This is a genomic window from Kitasatospora cheerisanensis KCTC 2395 (assembly GCF_000696185.1).
Classification (GTDB): domain Bacteria; phylum Actinomycetota; class Actinomycetes; order Streptomycetales; family Streptomycetaceae; genus Kitasatospora; species Kitasatospora cheerisanensis.
On record NZ_KK853997.1, the window covers coordinates 6,992,424 to 7,013,900 of the forward strand.

At 74.2% G+C, this 21,477-nt stretch carries 18 protein-coding genes and 1 pseudogene; 12 read left to right on the plus strand and 7 right to left on the minus strand.

Annotated features, from left to right (window positions below; all coding sequences use genetic code 11):
- Positions 1–99 precede the first annotated feature (99 nt).
- On the plus strand, positions 100–1,344 hold the full coding sequence (locus KCH_RS31440; protein ID WP_157032464.1) for an aminotransferase-like domain-containing protein: 1,245 nt from the start codon (positions 100–102) through the stop codon (positions 1,342–1,344).
- A 292-nt stretch (positions 1,345–1,636) separates the two neighbouring features.
- Positions 1,637–1,876, plus strand: coding sequence for a hypothetical protein (locus KCH_RS31445; protein WP_157032270.1), 240 nt, complete (start codon positions 1,637–1,639; stop codon positions 1,874–1,876).
- A 125-nt stretch (positions 1,877–2,001) separates the two neighbouring features.
- On the opposite strand, the gene KCH_RS31450 is transcribed toward KCH_RS31445, so the two are convergent.
- From KCH_RS31450 to KCH_RS31460, 4 genes and pseudogenes are all read right to left on the minus strand, one after another.
- On the minus strand, positions 2,002–2,766 hold the full coding sequence (locus KCH_RS31450) for an ABC transporter permease (RefSeq protein WP_035868656.1): 765 nt from the start codon (positions 2,764–2,766) through the stop codon (positions 2,002–2,004).
- Positions 2,767–2,825: 59 nt separating this feature from the next.
- Entirely contained in the window at positions 2,826–3,017 is a 192-nt protein-coding gene (locus KCH_RS45310) for an ATP-binding protein DrrA1-3 family domain-containing protein (protein WP_244305515.1), read from the minus strand.
- Positions 3,017–3,784 (minus strand): annotated as a pseudogene (locus KCH_RS31455) (ABC transporter ATP-binding protein); the annotation flags it as partial. The gene KCH_RS45310 and the pseudogene KCH_RS31455, both read right to left, overlap by 1 nt.
- Positions 3,785–3,975: 191 nt before the next feature.
- The gene (locus tag KCH_RS31460; protein ID WP_084224030.1) at positions 3,976–5,190 is read right to left on the minus strand and encodes a glycosyltransferase; all 1,215 of its coding nucleotides are present in this window, start codon (positions 5,188–5,190) and stop codon (positions 3,976–3,978) included.
- Positions 5,191–5,483: 293 nt separating this feature from the next.
- Here KCH_RS31460 and KCH_RS31465 point away from each other — a divergent pair, with 293 nt between their 5' ends.
- The 7 genes from KCH_RS31465 to KCH_RS31495 all read left to right on the plus strand — a co-directional run bounded on the left by KCH_RS31465 (position 5,484) and on the right by KCH_RS31495 (position 12,172).
- Positions 5,484–6,416, plus strand: coding sequence for a 3-oxoacyl-[acyl-carrier-protein] synthase III C-terminal domain-containing protein (locus tag KCH_RS31465; protein WP_035868660.1), 933 nt, complete (start codon positions 5,484–5,486; stop codon positions 6,414–6,416).
- Between the two features lie 165 nt (positions 6,417–6,581).
- Entirely contained in the window at positions 6,582–6,929 is a 348-nt protein-coding gene (locus tag KCH_RS31470; protein WP_051653658.1) for an acyl carrier protein, read from the plus strand.
- 2 nt (positions 6,930–6,931) lie between these two features.
- The gene (locus KCH_RS31475) at positions 6,932–7,807 is read left to right on the plus strand and encodes a hypothetical protein (protein WP_051653659.1); all 876 of its coding nucleotides are present in this window, start codon (positions 6,932–6,934) and stop codon (positions 7,805–7,807) included.
- Positions 7,804–8,502, plus strand: coding sequence for a 4'-phosphopantetheinyl transferase family protein (locus KCH_RS31480; RefSeq protein WP_051653660.1), 699 nt, complete (start codon positions 7,804–7,806; stop codon positions 8,500–8,502). The genes KCH_RS31475 and KCH_RS31480 overlap by 4 nt, the downstream gene beginning before the upstream one ends.
- Before the next feature lie 57 nt (positions 8,503–8,559).
- Positions 8,560–9,441 carry a class-II aminoacyl-tRNA synthetase family protein gene (locus KCH_RS31485; protein ID WP_035868663.1) on the plus strand — a complete coding sequence of 294 codons (882 nt, stop codon included), beginning with the start codon at positions 8,560–8,562 and terminating at the stop codon, positions 9,439–9,441.
- A gap of 4 nt (positions 9,442–9,445) precedes the next feature.
- The gene (locus tag KCH_RS31490; protein WP_051653661.1) at positions 9,446–11,089 is read left to right on the plus strand and encodes a condensation domain-containing protein; all 1,644 of its coding nucleotides are present in this window, start codon (positions 9,446–9,448) and stop codon (positions 11,087–11,089) included.
- A 141-nt stretch (positions 11,090–11,230) separates the two neighbouring features.
- On the plus strand, positions 11,231–12,172 hold the full coding sequence (locus KCH_RS31495; protein WP_035868666.1) for a DUF5996 family protein: 942 nt from the start codon (positions 11,231–11,233) through the stop codon (positions 12,170–12,172).
- A gap of 95 nt (positions 12,173–12,267) precedes the next feature.
- Here KCH_RS31495 and KCH_RS31500 read toward each other — a convergent pair whose 3' ends face one another.
- The gene (locus KCH_RS31500; protein ID WP_051653662.1) at positions 12,268–13,776 is read right to left on the minus strand and encodes an ArnT family glycosyltransferase; all 1,509 of its coding nucleotides are present in this window, start codon (positions 13,774–13,776) and stop codon (positions 12,268–12,270) included.
- Positions 13,777–14,095: 319 nt separating this feature from the next.
- On the opposite strand from KCH_RS31500, the gene murQ reads away from it, so the two are divergent.
- On the plus strand, positions 14,096–14,998 hold the full coding sequence (gene murQ, locus KCH_RS31505) for an N-acetylmuramic acid 6-phosphate etherase (RefSeq protein ID WP_035868670.1): 903 nt from the start codon (positions 14,096–14,098) through the stop codon (positions 14,996–14,998).
- A 67-nt stretch (positions 14,999–15,065) separates the two neighbouring features.
- On the opposite strand, the gene KCH_RS31510 is transcribed toward murQ, so the two are convergent.
- Positions 15,066–17,135, minus strand: a complete 2,070-nt coding sequence (locus KCH_RS31510) for an ATP-binding SpoIIE family protein phosphatase (protein ID WP_035868673.1) — start codon at positions 17,133–17,135, stop codon at positions 15,066–15,068.
- A gap of 368 nt (positions 17,136–17,503) precedes the next feature.
- Between KCH_RS31510 and KCH_RS31515 the strand changes: the two genes are divergently transcribed.
- Positions 17,504–18,754, plus strand: a complete 1,251-nt coding sequence (locus KCH_RS31515) for a GAF domain-containing sensor histidine kinase (RefSeq protein ID WP_051653663.1) — start codon at positions 17,504–17,506, stop codon at positions 18,752–18,754.
- 112 nt (positions 18,755–18,866) lie between these two features.
- Here KCH_RS31515 and KCH_RS31520 read toward each other — a convergent pair whose 3' ends face one another.
- Positions 18,867–19,511: a response regulator gene (locus KCH_RS31520; RefSeq protein ID WP_035868676.1), complete on the minus strand. Its 645-nt coding sequence runs from the start codon at positions 19,509–19,511 to the stop codon at positions 18,867–18,869.
- A gap of 256 nt (positions 19,512–19,767) precedes the next feature.
- Here KCH_RS31520 and KCH_RS31525 point away from each other — a divergent pair, with 256 nt between their 5' ends.
- A complete protein-coding gene (locus KCH_RS31525; protein ID WP_035868679.1) occupies positions 19,768–21,453 on the plus strand; it encodes an AMP-binding protein in 1,686 nt (561 codons plus the stop codon).
- Positions 21,454–21,477 lie beyond the last annotated feature (24 nt).

A 21,477-nucleotide genomic window follows, 5' to 3' on the forward strand; every position in this document is an offset into this window, starting at 1 on the left:
AGAACGGCTGCTGGCGGCCTACGCGGGGAGCGGGCGGTGAGCGGGGTGCTGAAGCTGGGCGAGCTGCACGGCTCGCTCGCGGACCCGCTGCTGGACGCGATGACCTTCCTGAACGAGGTCACCGGCCGCTACCCCGAGGCGATCTCGTTCGCGCCCGGCCGGCCGTACGAGGAGTTCTTCGACCCGGCCGACATCCCCGGCCACCTGGAGACCTACCTGCGCCACCTGCGGGAGGAGAAGGGCCTGACGGAGAGCCAGGTCCGGCAGGAGGTGTTCCAGTACGGGCGGACCAAGGGCATCATCGCTCCGCTGATCGCCCGGGCGCTGGCCGCCGACGAGGGCATCACGGCCGACCCGGAGGCGCTGGTGGTCACCGTCGGCGCACAGGAGGGCATGCTGCTCGTGCTGCGCGCCCTGTGCGCCGGGCCGGACGACGTGCTGCTGGTCTCCTCGCCCTGCTACGTCGGCGTCACAGGCGCGGCCCGGCTGCTCGACCTGACGGTCCGTCCGGTGCCCGAGGCCGGCCCCGACGGCGGACTCGACCCGGACGCCCTCGCCGACGCCGTCCGGGAGTTGCGGGCCGCCGGGAAGCGCCCGCGGGCCTGCTACGTCGTCCCCGACTTCGCCAACCCGAGCGGCGCCAGCATGGACGAGCGGGCCAGGCGGCGGCTGCTGGACGTCGCCGAGTCGACGGGCATCCTGCTGATCGAGGACAACCCGTACGGCTTCTTCGGCCGCACCGGGCCCGCGCGGCCCACCCTGAAAGCCCTGGACGGCGACCGGCGCAACGTGGTCTACCTCGGGTCGTTCGCCAAGACCTGCTTCCCCGGCGCCCGGGTCGGCTACCTGCTCGCCGACCAGCAGGTGGTGGACGAGGACGGACGATCGGGGCTGCTCGCCGACGAACTCGCCAAGCTGAAGAGCATGACCACTGTCAACACCTCGGCGCTCGCCCAGGCCGTGATCGGCGGCATGCTGCTGGCCGGCGGGCTGCGCCTGCGCGAGGCCAACGAACCCGCCCGGCAGTTCTACGCCCGCAACATGGACACCCTGCTGACCGAACTGGAAAACGCTTTCCGATCGGTCCCCGGAGTCTCCTGGAACAGCCCCGAGGGCGGCTTCTTCGCCGTCGTCACCGTCCCGTTCCGGGCCGACGCCCGTGCCCTGGACGTCTGCGCCCGCACGTACGGCGTGCTGTGGACCCCGATGGACGGATTCCACCCCGGAGGCGGCGGCGAGCGCCAGCTCCGGCTGTCCTGCTCCTACCTGACGCCCGAGCAGATCGCCGAGGGCGTCCGCCGGCTGGCCCGCTTCGTGACGGAACGGACAGCGGGACAGAACTGACCAACAGGCATGCCGTGTGCGGGCCCGGCCGGGTCCTGCACACGGCATGCCTGTCGGTCAGCGGCGCCGCACAGCCTCGGCAGGATCGTCGGGGACGGGCCGTGCGGTCCGGCCGGGATTCCGTGACGGCGCGCAGCGGGCAACCGCCGGACGGGGAAGCCGCGTTCGCGGCGGGCAGAGCGGAGGGGCACCCCGACTGCGTGCCCGTGTGCTGGCCGCGCCCGGCCGCCGGCAGGCCGTGCAGGCGTTCCACGGCGACAGGACGGCTCGCTGCGGGCGGCAGGGGAAGCTCGTGCGGACCACCGGCGCCCCGGCCCCGTTCGCGGCCGTCATGGACAGCGAAGCGTGCGAGGTCCGCGGGCCGGACCCGTCCGGCCTGCGCCGGTCGGTCGACGCTGCTGGACCCGGCGATGGCCGCCGCGTACGGGACGCCCGAGTCGCCGGGCGGCCCGGCTGCCCCACTGACCCCACCGGCCGGTGCGCGGCCGAGGCGGGCTTCACCGCCGACCCGGCCGCGCTCGGGGCGTCCTGACCGAGCGGGCGGACCTGTTCGTCGAGGATCTGGTCTTCGCGCTGGTCGACGCGTGCGGGTTCCCGCCGGTCATCCCGACCGAACTCGGCCGACCGGCGCGGTGAAAGCGCTGCGCCCCGGTGCGGTCAGCGGATGCGGCGGGCGAACAGGCGGGCCGCCCAGGCGACCGCGAGGACCGTCATCAGGCCGGTGAGCAGCAGGCCGCGCCAGACCTCGGGGGCGTCCAGGTGGCCGGCGAACAGCGCCCGCATGCCCTCCACGCCCCAGTAGCACGGGTTCCAGGAGGCGGCGGAGCGCAGCCACGCCGGGGCGAGGGCGATCGGGAGCAGGGTGCCGGAGAGCAGCGCCAACGGCTGGGCGATGGTGTTGACGACCGGGCCGAGCGCGGCGTCGGTGGGGACCAGCAGGGCCAGGCCGTAGGAGACCGAGGACGCCATCAGGGCCATCAGCGCGAGCAGGGCCATGGCGAGCAGCAGGTCGGTGAGGCCGACGGTCAGCCCGAACGGGATGGCCAGCACGGCGATCAGCAGGGACTGCACCAGCAGCGCCGTGGTCTCCCGCAGAGCCCGGCCGAGCAGCAGCGCGACCCGGCTGACGGGCGTCACCCGCGACCGTTCGATGATGCCGGCGTGCAGTTCGCCGAGCAGCGTGAAGCCGGTGAACAGTCCGCCCATCACGGCGAGCGCGGACAGCAGGCCGGGCACGTAGATCCGGTAGGCGTCGGCGGTGCTGTGCGCACCCGAGGCGGCCAGCGCGGAGGTCAGCAGCGGGGCGAACAGCAGCAGGTAGCAGAGGGGTTGGAGCAGACCGACGGCCAGCCACGCGGGGGAGCGGGCCATCAGGAGCAGTTGGCGCTGGTAGACCAGCCAGGTGTCGCGGGCGAGCTTCACGGGGACCTCGTGGGGCGTCGGGGAGGTGGGCGGTAAGGGGCCGTCGGGCCGACGGGGCGTCAGGTGCGGACCAGCGGGCGGCCGGTGAGGGCGAGGAACACGTCGTCCAGGCTGGGCCGTTGGAGCTGGACGTGGTCCGGCTCCAGCCCGGCCGCGGCCAGCGCGCGCAGCAGCTGCGGGATCGCGGTGGCCGCGGAGTCCACGTGCAGCCGCAGCCCGTCCTCCCCGGGCAGCGCCTCCAGGCGTTGCACGCAGGGGAGTTCGGCGAGCGCGTGCGCAGCGCGGGCGGTGTCCCGGCGCCGGGCAGGCCGATGGTGACGGCGTCGCCGGAGATCTCCTGCTTGAGCTGCTCGGGGGTGCCCTCGGTGACGATGCCGCCGTGGTCGACGATGCCGATCCGGTCGCACAGCGCGTCGGCCTCGTCCAGGTAGTGGGTGGTGAGCAGCACCGTCATGCCCTGCTCGCGCAGCCGGCGGACCTCGGACCAGACCTGGGCCCGGCTGCGCGGGTCGAGCCCGACGGTGGGCTCGTCCAGGAACAGCACCCTGGGCCGGTGGACCACGCCGAGAGCGAGGTCGAGGCGGCGCCGCTGGCCGCCCGAGTAGGTCTTGCAGGGGCGGTCGCCGAACTCGCCGAGGTCGAAGGCCGCCAGGCCCTCCTTCGCGCGCTGCTGCGCCTCGGCCTTGCGGACGCCGTACATCCGGGCCTGCAGGACGAGTTCCTCGCGCGCGGTGGCCTGGTCGGTGGTGCCGCCGCCCTGGGCGACGTAGCCGATCCGGCGGCGGACCTCGCCGGGCTCGGCACGCAGGTCGGCGCCGGCCACGGTGGCGGCCCCGCCGTCGGGGGCGAGGAGGGTGGCGAGCATGCGCAGCGTGGTGGTCTTGCCTGCGCCGTTCGGGCCGAGGAGGCCGTAGATCTCGCCCTCCGCGACGTTGAGGTCGATGCCGCGCACCGCGTCGACGGTGTCGGCGCCGCGGCGGGGCCGGAAGGACTTGCGCAGCCCCTTGGTCACGATCAACCCGGACTCCTGTGCTCGGTCGATGGGTTCGGATGGGGTGGAACGGTGACTGGCCGTCAGAACAGGCAGCGATGACGGATCGTCAAGCCGGGTACGGCGACGGGCCGTCAGGACGGGGGACGGCGACGGGGCAGACCTTAGGGCCCCACCCCGCCCGCCGACAATGGTCTGGACCAGATGGTGGGCCCGGGTCAGCGCGGTGCGCGCGCGAACCGCTCCAGCCGATCGACCGCCGCCACCGCCCCGCCGCCCGCGCGCAGTTGACGCCCCAGCCGGCGCGCGGCGGCACGGTAGGACGGGTCGTCGAGGACGCGGCGCAGCGCCGCACGCAGCTGCTCGGAGGTGGCGGTGGCGAAGTCGACCCGGACGGCCGCGCCCAGCGCGGCCAGCCGTCCGGCCGTCACCGGCTGGTCGTGGCGGATCGGCGCTACCACCAACGGCCGCCCGTGGACGAGGGTTTCGCCCACGGTGTTCATCCCGCCGTGGCACAGTACGGCGTCCACCGCCCCGCGCTCAAGCAGTTCCAGTACCGGAACGCGCTCACCGGCCACCGCGTCCGGCGGCAGTCGCACCCCGGCCGGGCCCGCCACCACTGGCTGCACGTCCGGGAGTTCGGCCAGTGCGGCGGCCGTCCGGTGCAGGAAGTCGCCCGCGACCTCGGCGGACAGCGTGCCCATGGTGACCAGCACCCGGCGGCGGCCCGGGACCAACCGGTCCCAGCGGAACGGGGGTTCGGGCCGGGCCGCGAGCAGCGGGCCGACCAGGGCGTACTCGGCGGGCACCGGGTCGAGTCCGGCGAGCTCGGCGCAGGTCGGCGCGATCACCAGGCCGGGGGAGAAGCGCGGATCGGTGAACTCGGCGGCCGGCAGCCCGGCCCGCTCCCACAGGCCGCGCAGCACGCCGTCCCGCCAGGACGTCAACTCGCCGTTCCGGCCCAGCGGATCGCCGAGCTCCAGCGAGGACGGCGCGAAGGTCGCCCACCGCACCCCCGCGGCGTGTGCGGCCAGCGCGCCCGCCGGGCTGTGCTGATCGACCAGCACCACGTCCGGCCGCCACCGCTCCACGGCGCGGCGCACCGCCGCCAGCGTGAACCGGGTGTGCGGGACCACGAAGCCGTCCCAGAGCGAGCGCACCGCTGCCGCGCCGCCCACCGCCTGCTCCCGAAACAGCCGTGCACCCGTGGGATGTACCAGGGCCTCCGGCCCGAGCAGCGGGCGCAGCGCCGAATCCGGCCCCACCCAGGCCACTTGGTGCCCGCGCGCGGCCCAGGCCAGGGCCAGTGCCCGGGCCGGCAGCAGGTGACCGGCCAGCGGCGGAACCACGATCAGCAGGCGCTGCGCGGGCCCGGCGGAGGGCGGCGTGGCGGGGGCGGGGGTGTCGGCAGGTGAGAGGGCGTCGATGGGCATGGGCAGAGTCCTTCCGGGCGGGGGCGGGGCGGGCGCGGTGGCGGGGGCGAGGGGTTCGAGGGGTGCTCAACGGGTGCGGCGGCGGCCTGATGAGCGGCGCGAGCGAGGGAGGAGCGCCGGCGCGAGCGGTGGCGAGCGGCGCGCCGGAGGGGGTGATCGGTGGGCCGGCCGGGGAAATTCGTACGTGTCGTGTGCAAACGACGGAGAACTGGTACAGACCACAAGGGGGAGTCGGGAAGGAAGCGCCGGAGATCCCTTGTGCGGGCCGGTGAGGCGTGGGAATACTAGCCCGCGTGACCGCTCTGGAAGCAGTCGCCGTCCACCTTCCGCCCGTCGCCGAACCGATCGAACTGGTCGGGGCACGCCTCGGGCTGACGGACCGTCAGGTCCGGCTCTTCCGCCGGTTCCACGGCCTCGACCAGGTCAGGGTGGACCACGACGGAGACCTGACCGATCTGCTCACCGCCGCCGCGACGGCCCTGGCCCCGCTGCGCAAGAACGCACACCGCGTGAAGTACGTGCTGCACGCGCGCAGCCTGCCGATCGCGGCGCCCTACCCGCACAACCCGCTGCACGAGGTGCTCGGCCGTCTGGGGCTGACGCACGCCCGTGCCTTCACCATCACTCACCACGCCTGCGCCGGCTCCCTGCTGGCACTGGACGTGGCCGGTCGACTGCTGGCGGCAGACCCCGACCCCGAGGCGCTGGCGTTGATCCTGGCGGGCGAGAAGACCTTCACCCGGGACGCCCGCATCGTCCCGGACACCGCCCTCTTCGGCGAAGGGGCGGCAGCCTGCCTGGTGCGGGCCGAAGGCGAACACGACCGCGTGCTGTCCTACGCGGTCGACCAGCACGGCGAGTTCGACGGGCGACTCGCCGACGATCCGGAGCTGCTGGCGCGCTACCAGCGCAGCTACCCGGAACTGGTGATCGCGGTGATGGAAGCCGCACTGAACGAAGCCGGCGAAAGCTGGGAATCGATTCGGCTGCTGCTCCCGCACAACGTCAACCAGATCTCCTGGCAACGGATCTGCCGCCAGATCGGGTACCCGCCCGAGCAGATGGTGCTGGACAACGTTCCGGCGGTGGGGCACAGCTTCGCCGCCGACATCCTGATCAACCACCACACCGCCACCGGCCGCGGCCTGCTCCGCCGCGGCGACCGCTACCTGGTCGCCGCGTCCGGGCTCGGCGCGACCTTCGCCGCCATGGTGCTCCAGCACTGAGGCACCGTGCGCCGCAGTGCTCCGGCACTGAGGCACCGTGCGCCCCCGGCCCCGGGGAACCGACCACCCCCGGGCCCGGCCCCGCCACGGCCACGCGAAGCCACCGCGCCGCCGCGCGACCGCCGCACCCGGCCCGCACCCCGGGCCCCGCCGACAGGAATCGCCATGACCGACTCCGCCACCGACCTGACCGCCCCCGCGACGCACCCCACCGAAGGCACCCCCGACAGCCCCGGTGACCGCTCCGTCGACCCCGAACTGCGCGACCGCGCCCTCGACGGCATCCTTCTGCTGCTGCCCCGGGTGCTCAAGTGCGAACTGCCCGAAGTCACCGAGAACTCCTGCCTGTTCGACGAAGTCGGACTGACCTCGGCCGCCACCCTGGAACTCATTCTGGAACTCGAGGACCACCTCGACGTGCAGATCGACGTCGAAGGCATCGACCAGGACGACCTCCAGTCCGTCGGCACCCTCGCCGGCTTCGTCGCCGGACACGTCATCGCCGAGGACTGAGCGTGCGCGTCCGCGGACCGCTGCCCGCCACCACCCTCCCGCGCACCGCTTCCCCGCTGCGCCTGACCGCCGCCCACGCCCTCGACCTCGCCGGGAACTCCCCGCTCGCCGCCGACCCCGACCTGCGCACCTTCACGGCCGACCTGGTCCGCCGCTACGGCCTGCCCCTCGACGAGGACGCGCTGACCGGGGCCCGCGGCCAGTCCTACACCGCGCTCGGCGAACTCGTCGTGCGCCAACTCGTCGACCCCGGCCGCCCGGTGGACCTGCTGGTCCTGGTCTACGCGAGCCCCGACGTCCGGCCGGGGCAGGCGGTGGCCACCCAGCTCAGCGGCGTGTGCCCCGGCGAGCCGCTGTCCTTCGCCGTCTGTGACGAGGGCGTCGCCGGCACCTTCAGCGCGCTCGCCGTCGCCGACGCCTACGCCCGCACCGGCGGCGCGCGGCGGGCCCTGCTGATCGTCGTCGAACAGGCCCACCTGCACCACCGGCCGCACCGGGCCGCCCGCTTGCCCGACCGGCACTCGGCCGCCGCTCTGCTCTGGGAGACGGAGAGCGGCGGGCGTCCGCTGCAACTCCTGCGGTCCGCAAATGATGTGAGGTCAGGTCATGTCATGGGAGCGTTGCACGAGTTGTGCGCGGAGCTGCCGGCCGGTGCCCTGCTGGTGCTCGGCCCCGGTCTGGTGGAGGAGGCCGCGCCCGGCGGGGTGGAGAGTCGGCGGGCCCGTACCGGTAGCCCGTACACCGGCGGTTGGGCCGCGCTCGGCGAAGCCCTCGCCGATCCGGGCCTGGCCGGCCGTCCGCTCGCGCTCGCCGATCGGGAGCCCGAGACCGGCCGGCTCGACCTGGCCTGCTGGGCACCGCAGGAACCACCCGAATGATCGAGATCTGGCTGATCGCCACCGACGCCGCCCCCGAACAGGCTGCCGAACTGCGGGAGTTGCTCGACCCGGACGAGCGAGCCCGGGCCGACCGGACACCCGACGGCCCGCAACGCCACCGGTACATCGCCGCCCATGCCGCCGCCCGCCGGCTCACCGCCGCCGCGGCGGGCGTGTCCCCGGAACGCGTCCGGTGGCGCCGCGGACCACACGGCCGACCCGAACCCGTCGGCCTGGCACAGGAGTTGAGCGTCAACCTGAGCACCGCCGGTCCGTGGGCGCTGTTCGCCGTCCAGCGACGCGGCTCGGGCGGTGAAGGCCAGGTCGGTGTGGACCTGGAACCCGTCCCGGCCGACGGCACCGCCGCCCGACTCGCCCGCCGGTACTACCTGCCGTCCGAACTCGACGGCGGGGCCGACGGGTTCACCCGCCGGTGGACCCGCAAGGAGGCGTACACCAAGGCCTACGGAGGGCGCTTGGCCGACGGGCTGCGCACCCGCGTGGGGGCATCGGGCGCAATCGGGCCGCACCGGGTCGACGGGCCGCTCGGCCCGTGCACCGTCCACGACCTGGAAGCTCCGCCCGGCCACCGGGCCGCCGTCGCCCGCACCGGCGTCGGGCCGATCCGCCCGACGCTGCTGTGCTACCCGGCAGGCCCGACGCTGCTGTCCCGCCCGGCAGGCCCGGCCCGGTAGTTCGGCCGCCACCGCACCACCCCCGCCGCACGCCGGCCCCGACCACAGAGGCAGACCATGACCCGCCACCCCGACGACGCCACCCCGCTGCCCACCGCCGCACCCGGAGTCCAACTCCAGCCCGCCGCCTACGAGAAGCTGCACGCCGCACTGCGCGAGGCCATCGCCCGGCTCGCCGCCGACGAGCCGTTCGAGCGGCTGGTCGTGCCGCCCGTGATCTCCCGCGCCACCATCGAACGGGCCGGCTACGTCGCCTCGTTCCCCAACCTGCTCGGCACCGTGCACAGTTACACCGGCAACGCCGCCGACTGGCGCCGACTCGCTCCGCTGATCGCCGACTCCGGGCCGTGGCACACCCGGCAGGAGGTGTCGGACCTCGTCCTGCTGCCCGCCGCCTGCTACCCCGTGTACGCCACCCTCGCCGGCCGCGAACTCGGCGGACTCCCTGCCAGGTTCAGCGTCGAAGCCCTGTGCTTCCGGCAGGAGGCCACCGCCGAAGCCGGCCGGCTGCGGTCCTTCCGGATGGCCGAGCTCGTCACCGCCGGAACTCCCGAACACTGCCTCGGCTGGCGCGAGCAGTGGCTGCAACGGGTCGCCGACTGGCTGGAGACGCTCGGCCTGAAGCCGTCCGTCGACCTGGCCGACGACCCGTTCTTCGGCGGCGGCCGCCGGGTCTACCAAGCCGCCCAGCGCGCCCAGGAGTTGAAGTTCGAACTGCGCGTCCCGGTGGCCGACGGACTGGTGCAGGCGATCGCCTCCGCCAACATCCACAAGGACCACTTCGGCGAGGCCTTCGGCTTCACCGCCGACGGCCGCCCCGGCCACACCGCCTGCACCGCGTTCGGCCTCGACCGGATCGCCCTCGCCCTGCTGCACACCCACGGCCCCCGGCCCGTCGACTGGCCCGAAGCCATCAGCACCGCCCTGAACGGAGATTGACGGAGTGTCCGAACAGCAAGACGTCGTGGTGCGGTACCGGGCCGACGCCCCCGAGGCCGAGGGCCCGCTCACCCTCGGCCAGGACAACATGATCCGCTGCCTGCGCCACGACGAACCCTCGCACATGAACAAGCAGGCCACCTGGACCGTCCCCCCGGCCGCCGACCTGCCGCTCGCCCTCGCCGCCCTGCGCACCCTCGCCGAACGGCACGCCGCCCTGCGCACCGTCTTCCCCGGCCCCGCCGACCGCCAGCCCGAGCGCCAACGCGTGCGTGCCGAAGGCGAGTTCACCGTCACGCTGCTCGCGCTCGCGGAGGACGAGGACCCCGGCCGGGTTGCCGAACGCTTCTGCTGGGACGGTCGCCGGCAGGCCTTCGACCTCGCCGAGGAATTCCCGCTGCGGTTCGCCCTGCTCACCCGGAACGACGTTCCCGTCCTGGTCGCCGTCGTCATCTGCCACGCCCAACTCGACGGCGTCGCCACCGGACTGCTGTTCCAGGAATGGCTCACCCTGGCCGCCGGCGGCACGCTGCCCGCACCCACCGCGCCCACCCCGATCGAGGTCGCCGAGCAGGAACAGTCCCACTCCGGGCAGCGCCGCACCCGCGCCGCCCTCCGGCACTGGGAACACATCCTCGCGGACCAGCCCTCCGCGGTGTTCGCCGACGACCGGATCGGCCCCAACGACACCCTGCTGCCCACCCTCGGCGTCCGCTCCACCGCCGGCGCCGAAGCCCTGGCCCGCGCTGCCGCCCGCACCGGCGCCTCCAACTCGGCGGTGCTGCTCGCCTGTTACGCCGCCCTCGCCGCGCACCGCGCCGACCGCGGCACCGTCGTGATGGCCGCACTCTCCGCCAACCGCCACCGCCCCGGCCTCGCCGAGCACATCGGCACCCTCGCCCAGGACGCCCTGCTCGCCGTCGACACCGACTGCCCCGACCTCGACACCCTGATCGGCCGCACCCAGGCCCAGGCCCTGTCCGGCTACTGGCACGCCACCTTCGACGCCGAACGCATCTGGCAACTCATCGAGGACGTCGCCCACCGGCGGGGCTCCCGGTTCGCCCGGCACGTCGTCGTCAACGACCTCAGCGCCACCGTCCCCGACAGCGTGGCCGCCGCCCGACCCGAGCCGCCGACCGAACCCGACCTCGCCTGGTACCCCGCCGAACCCACCCCCACCCGGCTGATGCTCAACATCTGGCGCACCACCGGCTGCCTCGAGTTCACCCTGCACACCCACCCCGACGTGCTCGACCGCGAGGAGACCGAGCTCTTCGCGCACGCCCTGCTCGGCCTGCTCGACCTGGCCGGCCGGCGCGCCGTCCGCCTCGGCCTCGACGGCGAACTCGCCGAGCTGACCGGCCTCCCCGTCGCCCGACGCGACAAGGCCCGCTGGCAGCAGGTCGGCACCAACTGGATCGACCTGGACGCCGTCGCCGACCTGGTGCGCACCGCACTCGGCGCCCGGGACGTCGAAGTGCACTGGCAGGACGAGGAGTTGACGGCCGTGGTCGACACTGGCGGGACGGTCCGCACGCCGGAGGAGGCGCACTCGGCGGTGATGGCCGCGCTGCCCGGGCACGACACCGCGATGGCGCCGCAGCGCTACGTCCTCAACGGCGGGACCGGCAGCGGACGACCCTGAGCGAGTCGGGTGCCGGCGGTGCGACACACCCGGGCGGAGCAGTCTCCCCGCCGTCCGGGCGCGTCGCGGCCGGACGGTGCGGCGCGCGCGGCGAGGATGGGGCGCGACACCCTCCCGACCCACCCTCAGCCGGAGCGCACCATGGAGCTGTTCCCGCCCCTGCCCCTGGAGTCCTGGCGGGACACCAAGGAGACCCTGCACCGATTCGCCCAGGTCATCGGCAAGATCCGGATGGCCGGCAGCGCCCGCCGCAACCACTGGTGGAACGTCCCCTTCCACCTCACCGGACGCGGCATCACCACCCGCCCCACCGGCCCGACCCGCGGCGGCGACGCCTTCACCATCGACTTCGACTTCACCGACCACCGCCTGTACGTCCGTACCCTGTCCGGCGGCGAGGACTCCTTCCCGCTGGCGGGCCGCTCCGTCGGCGACTTCTACCGCGACACCCTGCGCGCCCTCATCCACCTGGACATCGACATCGTCCCCGACCACCCCTACCCGTTCGACCTGCCCGACTCGCACCGCCCGTTCGCCGACGACGACGAACACCGCAGCTACGACCCGCAGGCCGTCACCACCTACTGGCACATCCTCAGCCAAGTCGCCCTGCTGCTGGAGCAGTACGCCACCGGCTACGCCGGCAAGACCAGCCCCGTGCACCACTTCTGGCACACCTTCGACCTCGCCGTCACCCGCTTCTCCGACCGCGAGATCGCCCAGCCCGCCGCCGACCCCGTCACCCGCGAGGCCTACTCCCGCGAAGTGATCAGCGCGGGCTTCTGGTTCGGAGACAGCAACGTCCCCGCGCCCGCGTTCTACTCGTACACCGCCCCCGAGCCCGACGGCCTCGTCGACCGCCCGCTGCACCCCGCCGCCGCCTCCTGGAACGCGAGCCGCGGCAGCCACCTCGCGCTGCTGATGTACGAGGACGTCCGGGCCGCCGAGGACCCGTGGGCGACCGCGCTCGAATTCCTGGAGTCCGCCTACCGGGCCGGCGCCGACCTGGCCGGCTGGGAGCGGAAGCGCGAATGCCCGGGCGGGATCACCGACACCACGCTGCGGACCCCGCCCGCCGAGTGAGAGCGGCGGTCAGTACGCGCTGCGGACGCCGCCCGCCGGGTGGGAGCGGCGGTCAGTACGCGCTGCGGACGCCGCCCGCCGGGTGGGAGCGGCGGTCAGTAGAAGTGGCGGAGCCGGGGCCAGAGTTCGGACCACGGGGCGACCGTGCCCGCGCACAGCAGTATTGGGGCGTGCTGCTCCTGGTTCGCGAGACCGTGGCCGTTGTCGACCCGGGCGACCTCGCGGCAGTCTCGGAAAGCGCTTTCCACCTTCGGGTACGGAGCCGGATGGATCAGCAGCACCGGGCCGGTCGCGGAGTCCGGCGGCGGGCCCCAGTCGGCGAACGACATGTGCCCCGAGTACGGCGCGGGCAGACCGAAGCCACCGCCGTACCTGGCCAGTGCGCCCGCCTCGCCGTAGTTGCTGGTGAACACCACCGCCCGGCCACGCTGCTCGGCCGGGATCCGCGCCCAGCCCGCACCCGCCGCCCCGGCGAGCTCCGGCCAGCCGACCTGCTCCGCCGACTCCGGGTACACCCAGGCCAGCGCCGCGAGTTGACGTGCCGGCAGCACCGGCAGGGTGATCACCGCGTTGACCGCGGCCGCCAGCAGCAGGACGCCGACCAGCCGCACCCGACGGCGCGGCACCGGCCACATCCGCTCCACCGCAGGCTGGCACCCCGCCGCCATCACCAGCAGCAGTGGCGGCAGCGCGTAGTACGGCTTCCCGCCGAGCAGCAGCACCAGTGCGCACAACCCCAGGTACCCGTACGCCAACGGCCGCGCCCAGGACAGCTCGGCCTCGCCTCGCAGGCGGCGCAGCCCGGCCAGCCACACCGGGATCAACACCGGTGACAGGTACAGCAGTTGCATCGGTACGAAGGTCAGCCGGTTGGCCACACCGTCCTGGTCGCTGATGCCCGAGGCGACCGTCAGCTGAGGCCAGCCGTGCCGGGCCTGCCAGTACAGGTTCGGCCCGGCCACCAGCACCGCGAGCAGGGCGCCCACCCACGGCCACGGGCCGCGCAGGACGCGGCGGTCGCCCGTCCAGGCGATAGAAGGCAAAAGGGCGGCCGCGAGCAGCAGCACCAGATCCTTGTTCAGCAGCGCGACGCCGACCGCCGCACCGATCGCCGGCCACCAACGGCGCTCACCGGTGCGCAGCAGACGCAGCACCAGCACGCCGATGCCGGTCCAGGCGAACAGGTCGAAGCTCGCCGTGGACAGCATGTGCCCCAGCGCCAGCACCATCGCCGAGACCGCGGCGCCCGCCGCCGCCAGCGTCTGACCACCCCGACGCGCCCCCAACTCCCGTGCGGCCAGCGCCGTCAGGACGATCGTGCCCGCACACAGCAGCACCGCGACCATCCGCAGCCCCAGCGGGCTGTCGCCGAACACGGCCGTGGACAGCCGGCCCAACAGCGGTGTCAGCGGCGGCTGGTCGACATAGCCCCAGGCGAGGTGCCGTCCGGCGACGAGGAAGTAGAGCTCGTCGCGGTGGAAGCCGTAGCGGCCGGCCAGGGCCGACTGAAGCGCGGTGACCGCCGCCGCGACGGCGAGCACCGGCCCGCACGCGAACCTCGACAGCGCGGCCGTCGTCGTGGACCCGTTCCCCCGAATGTCCATCCGGCGAGTGTGGCAGACCCCGGGGCCCGCGCCGCCGGCCGGGACGGCAAAACCTCTCCACGGGACGGAAGTCGGAGCCGGCGGTGATGCCGGGCACTGGGCGCCGGTGCGGTGGCGGGCGAACGGCCGGTGCGACGGGGGCGAACGGTTGGTGCGGCGGGAGCGTTCGGGCGGGGCGGGGAGCGATTGTTCGGGGGCGGGTGCGCCGTTAGGGTCGGGGGCTGTGAACGGCTCTCCGCACTCCAGTGACCTGCCCGTACCGGCTCCGCAGGGCCCGACGCCACCGGGCCCGACGCCGCCGGGCGGTGGGGACTTGGCGATGCTCGCCGGGCTGGCCACCGAGACGCGGCGGCCCGAGCACGCGGGGATCGACCTGCTGCCGACGGTCGAGATCGCCCGGCTGATGAACGCCGAGGACCGGACCGTCCCGGAGGCCGTCGCCGCCGAACTCCCCGCGATCGCCGCCGCCATCGACGCGATCGCCGAACGGATGGGCCGGGGCGGCCGGTTGATCCACGCCGGAGCCGGAACCGCCGGACGGCTCGGCGTGCTCGACGCCGCCGAATGCCCGCCGACCTTCAACACCGAGCCCGGCCGGATCGTCGCGCTGATCGCCGGCGGCCCGGCCGCGTTCACCGAGGCCGTGGAGAACGCCGAGGACGACCGCTCGGCCGCGGTCGCCGACCTCGACGCCCTGCACCTGACCGCCGAGGACACCGTGGTCGGCATCTCCGCTTCCGGCCGCACCCCGTACGCCGTCGCCGCCGTCGAGCACGCCCGGGCGCTCGGCGCGCTCACCGTCGGCCTGTCCGGCAACCGGGGCTCCGCGCTGGGCGCCGCCGCGGAGCACGGCATCGAGGTCGTCACCGGGCCCGAACTGCTCACCGGCTCCACCCGGTTGAAGGCCGGCACCGCGCAGAAGCTGGTGCTCAACATGATTTCGACGATCACCATGATCCGGCTCGGGAAGACCTACGGGAACCTGATGGTCGACCTGCGGGCGACCAACGAAAAGCTCCGCGACCGCAGCCGCCGCATCGTCGCCCTCGCCACCGACGCCGAACCCGCCGAGGTCGCTGCCGCACTCGACGCCACCGGCGGGCAGGTCAAGAACGCCATCCTGGTGCTGCTCGCCGACATCGACGCCGCCACCGCGGCCGAGCTGCTCGACCGGCACCACGGTCGGCTGCGCGACGCCGTGCAGGCCGCGACGAAGTACTGACGGGACGGCGGGCTGACGGGCCGGCGTGACGGAGGGGTAGAGGGGACGGTCAACGGGCGTGCGGGAGCTAGAGTTGCTGCTCCGCCCAGATCGTCTTGCCGCGCGCTGTGTGCCGGGTGCCCCAGTTGCGGCACAGCTGGGCGACCAGCAGCAGGCCCCGGCCGCCCTCGTCGAAGGTGCGGGCCCTGCGCAGGTGCGGGGCCGTGCTGCTGCCGTCCGACACCTCGCAGATCAGCACCCCGCCGTCCCGGATCAGCCGCAGCTCGATCGGGGGCCGGCCGTAGCGGACCGCGTTGGTGACCAGTTCGCTGACCACCAACTCGGTGACGAACGCCGCCTCTTCGAGCCCCCACTCGGTGAGCGTGGTCGCCGCGAGCTTGCGGGCCCGCGCCACCTCGGCCGGGTCGCGCCGCAACTCGCAGGCCGCGACGTCCTGTTCGGGCAGCACCCGGGTACGGGCGAGCAGCAGCGCCACGTCGTCACTCGGCGCCGCCGAGCCGAGCGTCACGGACAGCGCCCGCTCGCACAGCTCCTCCAGCGAGTCCGCAGGCTTCGCGAGCGCCGAAGCCAGCCGGTCCAGGCCGAGTTCGGGATCGCCGCGCAACTCCGAGGCACGTAGCAGCCCGTCCGTGTACAGGGCCAGCACGCTGCCCTCGGGGACGGCGAACTCCGTTGCCTCGAACGGCAGTCCGCCCAGGCCGAGCGGCGGGCCGGGCGGCAGCACCGGGAAGGTCGGCTCACCGTCCGGGCCGATCAGCACCGGCCCCGGATGACCTGCCCGGGCCAGCGCGCAGGACCGCGCCACCGGGTCGTACACCGCGTACAGGCAGGTCGCGCCGACGCTGCCGCCCGCCCAGGCGGTGCCGCCGTCCGGCTGCTCGTCCAGATCCACCCGGAGCACCAAGTCGTCCAGGTGGGTGAGGAGTTCGTCCGGCGGCATGTCGATGTCGGCCAGCGTGCGGACCGCCGTCCGCAACCGTCCCATCGCCGCCGCGGCAGGCACCCCGTGGCCCACCACATCGCCCACCACCAGCGCCACCCGGGCGCCGGACAGCGGGATCACGTCGAACCAGTCACCGCCCACCCCGTCCCGGCCGCTCACCGGCAGGTAGCGGAACGCCACCTCCACCGCCGCCTGCCGCGGCGTCCGCGAGGGCAACAGCGAACGCTGCAGGGCGAGCGCGGTGTTGCGCTGCAGGGTGTACTGGCGCGCGTTGTCCACCGACAGCGCCGCACGGGCCGTCAACTCGGTGGCCAGCACCAGGTCGTCCTCGTCGAACGGGGCGGGCGAGCGGTGCCGCAGGAAGATCGCCACCCCGAGTGTCACCCCACGCGCCGTCAACGGCACCAGCAACGCGGAGTGAATGCCGAACTCGGTGGTGATCTTCTCCCGGCGCGGCTCCTGGTCGATCCAGCCGCGCAGGATCGGATCGCGCACGTCCGTCCGCAACGGCCGCCCCGAGGTCAGCACCTGCGCCACCGGCGACTCCGGAATGATCACGTCACGGGCGCCGGCCGCCACCGCCGACTCCGGGCAGCCCGGCAGCACCGACTGCTGCGCCACCCGGTAGAACACCAGGCCCGCACCGGACGGCGGCGCGCCGCCGAACACCGAGTCCAACAGGTCGACGGCCACGAAATCCGCGAAGCCCTCCGTGCCGACGTCCGCCAACTCCTGGGCGGTGCGCTCCACTTCGAGCGTCGAGCCGATCCGCAGGCCGGCCGTGCCGAGCATCGCCAGCCGCCGCCGCGCCAGATCCTCCGGACGGCCCGAGCGGTCCGAGACCTCCCCGACCGCGACCGGCGCCTCCGCCGCCAGCGGCTGCAAGGGCTGCGCGGACACCACCCAGACCGGCTCCGCGTCCGCCGTCCGGACCGGGACCACGCCCAACTCCACCGCCACCGGCCCGTCCACCGACCGGGCCAGCCGCACCATCCCGGTGAACGGCTTGCGCCGAACCACCGCGCGCAGCAAGGAGATCGGGGCGTCCCCGGCCAGCAGGTCGAACGCGGAACGGCCCAGCACCCGGCTCGCCGGGAACCCCGACATCCGCTCGGCGGCCGCCGACCAGCCCGTGACCGAGCCGCCGCCGTCCACCGTCGCAGCCGCCGCACGGCCCGGAACCCGTGTCGCCATGTCCGCACATCCCCCTTCGGAGCAGCAACCCCCAGGCCATGCCCTCAGCATCACCCGGCGACGCGAACGCCTCAAACCGCCACGCCGTGAGGCGGCGGGCTCGGTGAAAGCGGCCGCCGGCCGGTAGCCGCTGGTGGGACGGGAGACGCTCGGCGGTGGGTCGGCCGACGGCGGGAGGGGACGCGGTCGGTGGTGGGACCGACCATGGTCACCGGCGGGACGGGACGCGGTCGGCGGTGGGGCGGTCAGGGGTTCGCGGTTGGACGGGCGGCGGGCGGCGGGCGGTGGTGGGGACGGCCGGCAGCCGGCGGGCGGTGGCCGCAGGGAAGCGGGAGGGCCCGGTGTGAGGAGCGGGTACGCTGCCGCGCATGAACGGCGGTGGCGGAGACGAGCGGGAGACCGCGGTGCTGGCCGCGCTCGCCGAACTGGACCGGATCGACCGCGAGCGCGCCCACCGGACCGGCCTGCTGGACACCCGTCGCACGCTCCGCGCCGTCGCCGAACGGGTCCGCGCCGAGCACGGCTTCGAACTGAGCCTCGGCGGGCTGGTGGAGGGCCCCGACCTGGTGCTCCGGGCCTGGTCGGGGACGCGCCACGAAACCCTGCACGACCTGCGGATCCCGCTCGGACTCGGCCTCGGCGGGCGGGTGGTGGCCGTCGGCAGCGCCGTCGTGGTCCGCGACTACTACCGCTCCAGCCGGATCACCCACGACTTCGACCCGCAGGTCGGCCGCGAAGCCGTCACCGGCATGGTCGGCCTCCCGATCGGCACCGGCCCCGCCCGAGGCGTCCTCTACGGCGCCACCCGCGGCAGCGGACAGATCGGCGACAGCGCGATCGACGGCCTGACCCGGCTCGCCCACCTCGCCACCCTCGCCGTCGACGTCGCCGACGGAGCCGCCACCCTCGCCGACGCGGCCGTCACCGGCGAACGCCGCCGGATCGCCGCCGAACTGCACGACGGCGTCGGCGCCATGCTGTTCGGCCTCGGAAGCTCCGTCCGCGACCTGCGCACCGACACCGCCCAGCACCCCGAACTCGCCGACCGCCTGCACCGCCTCGAACGCGAACTCGGCGACGCAGCCGCCACCCTGCGCGCCGCCGTCGCCCGCCTGCACCGCGACCGGCCCGCCGACTCCGACGGCGGAAACCCCGGCGACCGCCTCGCCGCCGACCTCGCCGAGACGCTCCGCCGCTTCGAACAGCGCACCGGCATCCCCGCCGCCTTCGTCCCCATCGGCCCCGCCCCGCAGCTGGACGCCGAACGCGCGGCCCTGCTGCGCCGCACCGTCGCCGAAGGCCTGCTCAACGTGGAGAAGCACGCCGAGGCCGACTCCGTCGCCGTCACCCTCACTCACGACCGCCACCGGCTCGACCTCGCCGTCATCGACGACGGGCCGGGCCCGGACCCCAACGGGAAACCGCTTTCCAGCACTGGCCCGGGGACTGTCGGCCCGACCGCGACAGCCACCGGCGCCGGCCTGCCCGGGCTGCGCGCCCGGTACGAGAGCCTCGGCGGCAGCCTCCACCTGCACAGCGACGAGGACGGCACCACCCTGCGCGGCGAACTCCCGCTCCTCGCCCCGCCCGTACCGGCCCCGGCGCGCCCGCTGAGCTGACGGGGCGTCGCAGGTCGCGGAGGACGGCGCGGGGGAAGGCCAAGATGGTGCGACGGCACCGGGCGGGCGGCGGCGGTGGCCCGAGGTGACGGTGCATCGGATGCCGGCGGCGTCAGAGCAGTTGCTCCTGCTGGGCCCGGCGGATCGCCTCCACCCGGTTGCGGGCGCCGAGCTTGTGCATGGCGGTCTGCAGGTACGTCTTGACGGTGTTCCGGGTCAGGCCGAGTTCCTCGGCGATCTCCGGGTTGGTGCGGCCGGTCGCGGCGGAGCGGATCACGTCGTACTCGCGCCGGCTGAGCGACAGCCCGAACAGCCGGGCCTGCAACTGCGCCGGCGCCGAGCCGTTCAGCCGCGGATCGAGCACGCGCCGCCCGGCGGCGGCCAACCGCAGCTGGGCGACCAGATCGGTGTCGGTGACGTCCTTCAGCAGGCAGCCGTGCGCCCCGGCCGCGAGGGCCGCGGAAAGCGCATTCCGATCCTCGAACGCGGTGAACAGCACCACCCGGGCGTCCGGCGCGGCGGCCCGCAGCAGCGGCACCGTCTGCGCGCCCGGCAGGTCCGGCAACCGCAGGTCGAGCAGCACCACGTCCGGGCGCAGCGCCCCGGCCAGGTCGACGCCCTCGCGCGCCGTCCGGGCCGACCCGACCACCGACACGTCCTCGGCCCGCCGGATCAACGTGGACACGCCGTCGCACACCACGGGATGGTCGTCGACGACCAGGACCCGTACGGTACGACCAGTGGAGCCATCCGCCATCCGAGCGAACTCTCCTCTCCAGGTGGGGGGACCGCAGGGTTGCGGCCAGCGGAAATATTGGGTGCGACGGTAACTGAAGCAGAGGGGTCAGGCCATGGGCTCAGCCGAGAACGTCCATAACAATGAGCACTCGCCGTCGCGGCCGGGCACCGGCACAGGGGACGGTGCAGCTGGCGGGGCAGGGGCCGGCACAAGGACCGCCGGGCCGCGACCGGGCCGGGCCGAGTCCGCCGCGAACTTCCACGCCGCCCGCGAGGTGCTCTGGCAGAACGCCACCGACTACGACACCGCGTACCGCACCTTCGAGTGGCCGGAGCTGGGCGAGTTCAACTGGGCGCTGGACCATTTCGACCCGATGGCGCGCGGCAACGACCGGCCCGCGCTGTGGGTGGTCGAACCCGACGGCCGCGAGCGCGTCCACACCTTCGACCAGCTCGCCCGCCGCTCCGACCAGGTCGCCAACCACCTGCGCGAACTCGGCCTCGGCCGGGGCGACCGGGTGCTGGTGATGCTCGGCAACGTCAGCGAACTGTGGGAGGTGATGCTCGGCGCGATCAAGCTCGGAGTGGTGCTGATCCCCGCCACCCTGCTGCTGTCCGCCGAGGACCTCGCCGACCGCCTCGACCGCGGCGAGGTGCGCGCCGTGATCGCCGCCGCCGAGGTCGCCGACCGCTTCGCCGGCCTCGACGGCGCGCCGCTGCGGATCGCCGTCCGCAGCACCGGGGACGCCGACGCCGATGGCTCCGGGGCGGTGCCCGAGGGCTGGCACGACTACGCCCAGGTCGACTCCGCCGCCGAGACGTTCACCCCAGAGGGCCTCACCCTCGCCGAGGACCCGCTGCTGCTGTACTTCACCTCCGGCACCACCTCCAAGCCGAAGCTGGTCGAGCACACCCACGCCTCGTACCCGGTCGGCCACCTGTCCACCATGTACTGGATCGGGCTGCGCCCCGGCGACGTCCACCTCAACATCTCCTCGCCGGGCTGGGCCAAGCACGCCTGGAGCAACCTGTTCGCGCCGTGGAACGCCGGGGCCACCGTGCTGGTCTTCAACTACGGCCGGTTCGACGCCCAGCAGTTGCTCGACGTGATCGCCCGCTGCCGGGTCACCACGCTGTGCGCCCCGCCGACCGTCTGGCGGATGCTGATCCAGGCCGACCTCGGCGCGCACCGCACCGAACTGCGCGAACTCGTCGGCGCCGGCGAGCCGTTGAACCCCGAGGTGATCGAACAGGTCCGCGCCGCCTGGGGCCTGACCATCCGGGACGGCTTCGGTCAGACCGAGACCACCTGCCAGATCGGCAACAGCCCCGGCCAGCCCGTCAAGCCCGGCTCGATGGGACGGCCGCTGCCCGGCTACCACGTCGCCCTGCTCGACCCGGACGGAAAGCCCGGCAGCGAAGGCGAGTTGAGCCTCGACCTGGCCCGCCGCCCGCTCGGTCTGATGCGCGGCTACCGGGGCGACGCCGAACGCACCGCCGACGCCATGCGCGACGGCTACTACCGCACCGGCGACGTCGCCGCCCAGGACGACGACGGATACATCACCTACGTCGGCCGCGCCGACGACGTGTTCAAGGCCAGCGACTACCGGATCTCCCCGTTCGAGCTGGAGAGCGTCCTGATCGAACACCCCGCCGTCGCCGAGGCCGCCGTCGTCCCCTCGCCCGACCCGCTGCGCCTGGCCGTCCCGAAGGCGTACGTGGTGCTGGTCGAGGGCCGCACCCCCGGCCCCGAACTCGCCCGGGACATCCTGGCGTTCACCCGGGAGAAGCTCAGTGCGTACAAGCGGATCCGCCGCCTCGAGTTCGGCGAGTTGCCGAAGACCATCTCCGGCAAGATCCGCCGCGTCGAACTCCGCACCCACGAGGCGGAGCGCGCCGGCGACCGCAACCCGAACGAGTACCTGGACAGCGACTTCCCGGAACTCCGCCAGGGCTGAGCGCCGCTGCCGGGAGACGGACTG

What these genes read in the sequence shown, in the direction of transcription:
- KCH_RS31440 (WP_157032464.1), top strand. Translation starts at nt 100, where the DNA reads ATGACCTTCCTGAACGAGGTCACCGGCCGCTACCCCGAGGCGATCTCG.
- KCH_RS31460 (WP_084224030.1), bottom strand. Translation starts at nt 5,190, where the DNA reads ATGCCCATCGACGCCCTCTCACCTGCCGACACCCCCGCCCCCGCCACG.
- KCH_RS31470 (WP_051653658.1), top strand. Translation starts at nt 6,582, where the DNA reads ATGACCGACTCCGCCACCGACCTGACCGCCCCCGCGACGCACCCCACC.
- KCH_RS31480 (WP_051653660.1), top strand. Translation starts at nt 7,804, where the DNA reads ATGATCGAGATCTGGCTGATCGCCACCGACGCCGCCCCCGAACAGGCT.
- KCH_RS31485 (WP_035868663.1), top strand. Translation starts at nt 8,560, where the DNA reads ATGACCCGCCACCCCGACGACGCCACCCCGCTGCCCACCGCCGCACCC.
- KCH_RS31495 (WP_035868666.1), top strand. Translation starts at nt 11,231, where the DNA reads ATGGAGCTGTTCCCGCCCCTGCCCCTGGAGTCCTGGCGGGACACCAAG.
- KCH_RS31500 (WP_051653662.1), bottom strand. Translation starts at nt 13,776, where the DNA reads ATGGACATTCGGGGGAACGGGTCCACGACGACGGCCGCGCTGTCGAGG.
- murQ (WP_035868670.1), top strand. Translation starts at nt 14,096, where the DNA reads ATGCTCGCCGGGCTGGCCACCGAGACGCGGCGGCCCGAGCACGCGGGG.
- KCH_RS31510 (WP_035868673.1), bottom strand. Translation starts at nt 17,135, where the DNA reads ATGGCGACACGGGTTCCGGGCCGTGCGGCGGCTGCGACGGTGGACGGC.
- KCH_RS31515 (WP_051653663.1), top strand. Translation starts at nt 17,504, where the DNA reads ATGAACGGCGGTGGCGGAGACGAGCGGGAGACCGCGGTGCTGGCCGCG.
- KCH_RS31520 (WP_035868676.1), bottom strand. Translation starts at nt 19,511, where the DNA reads ATGGCGGATGGCTCCACTGGTCGTACCGTACGGGTCCTGGTCGTCGAC.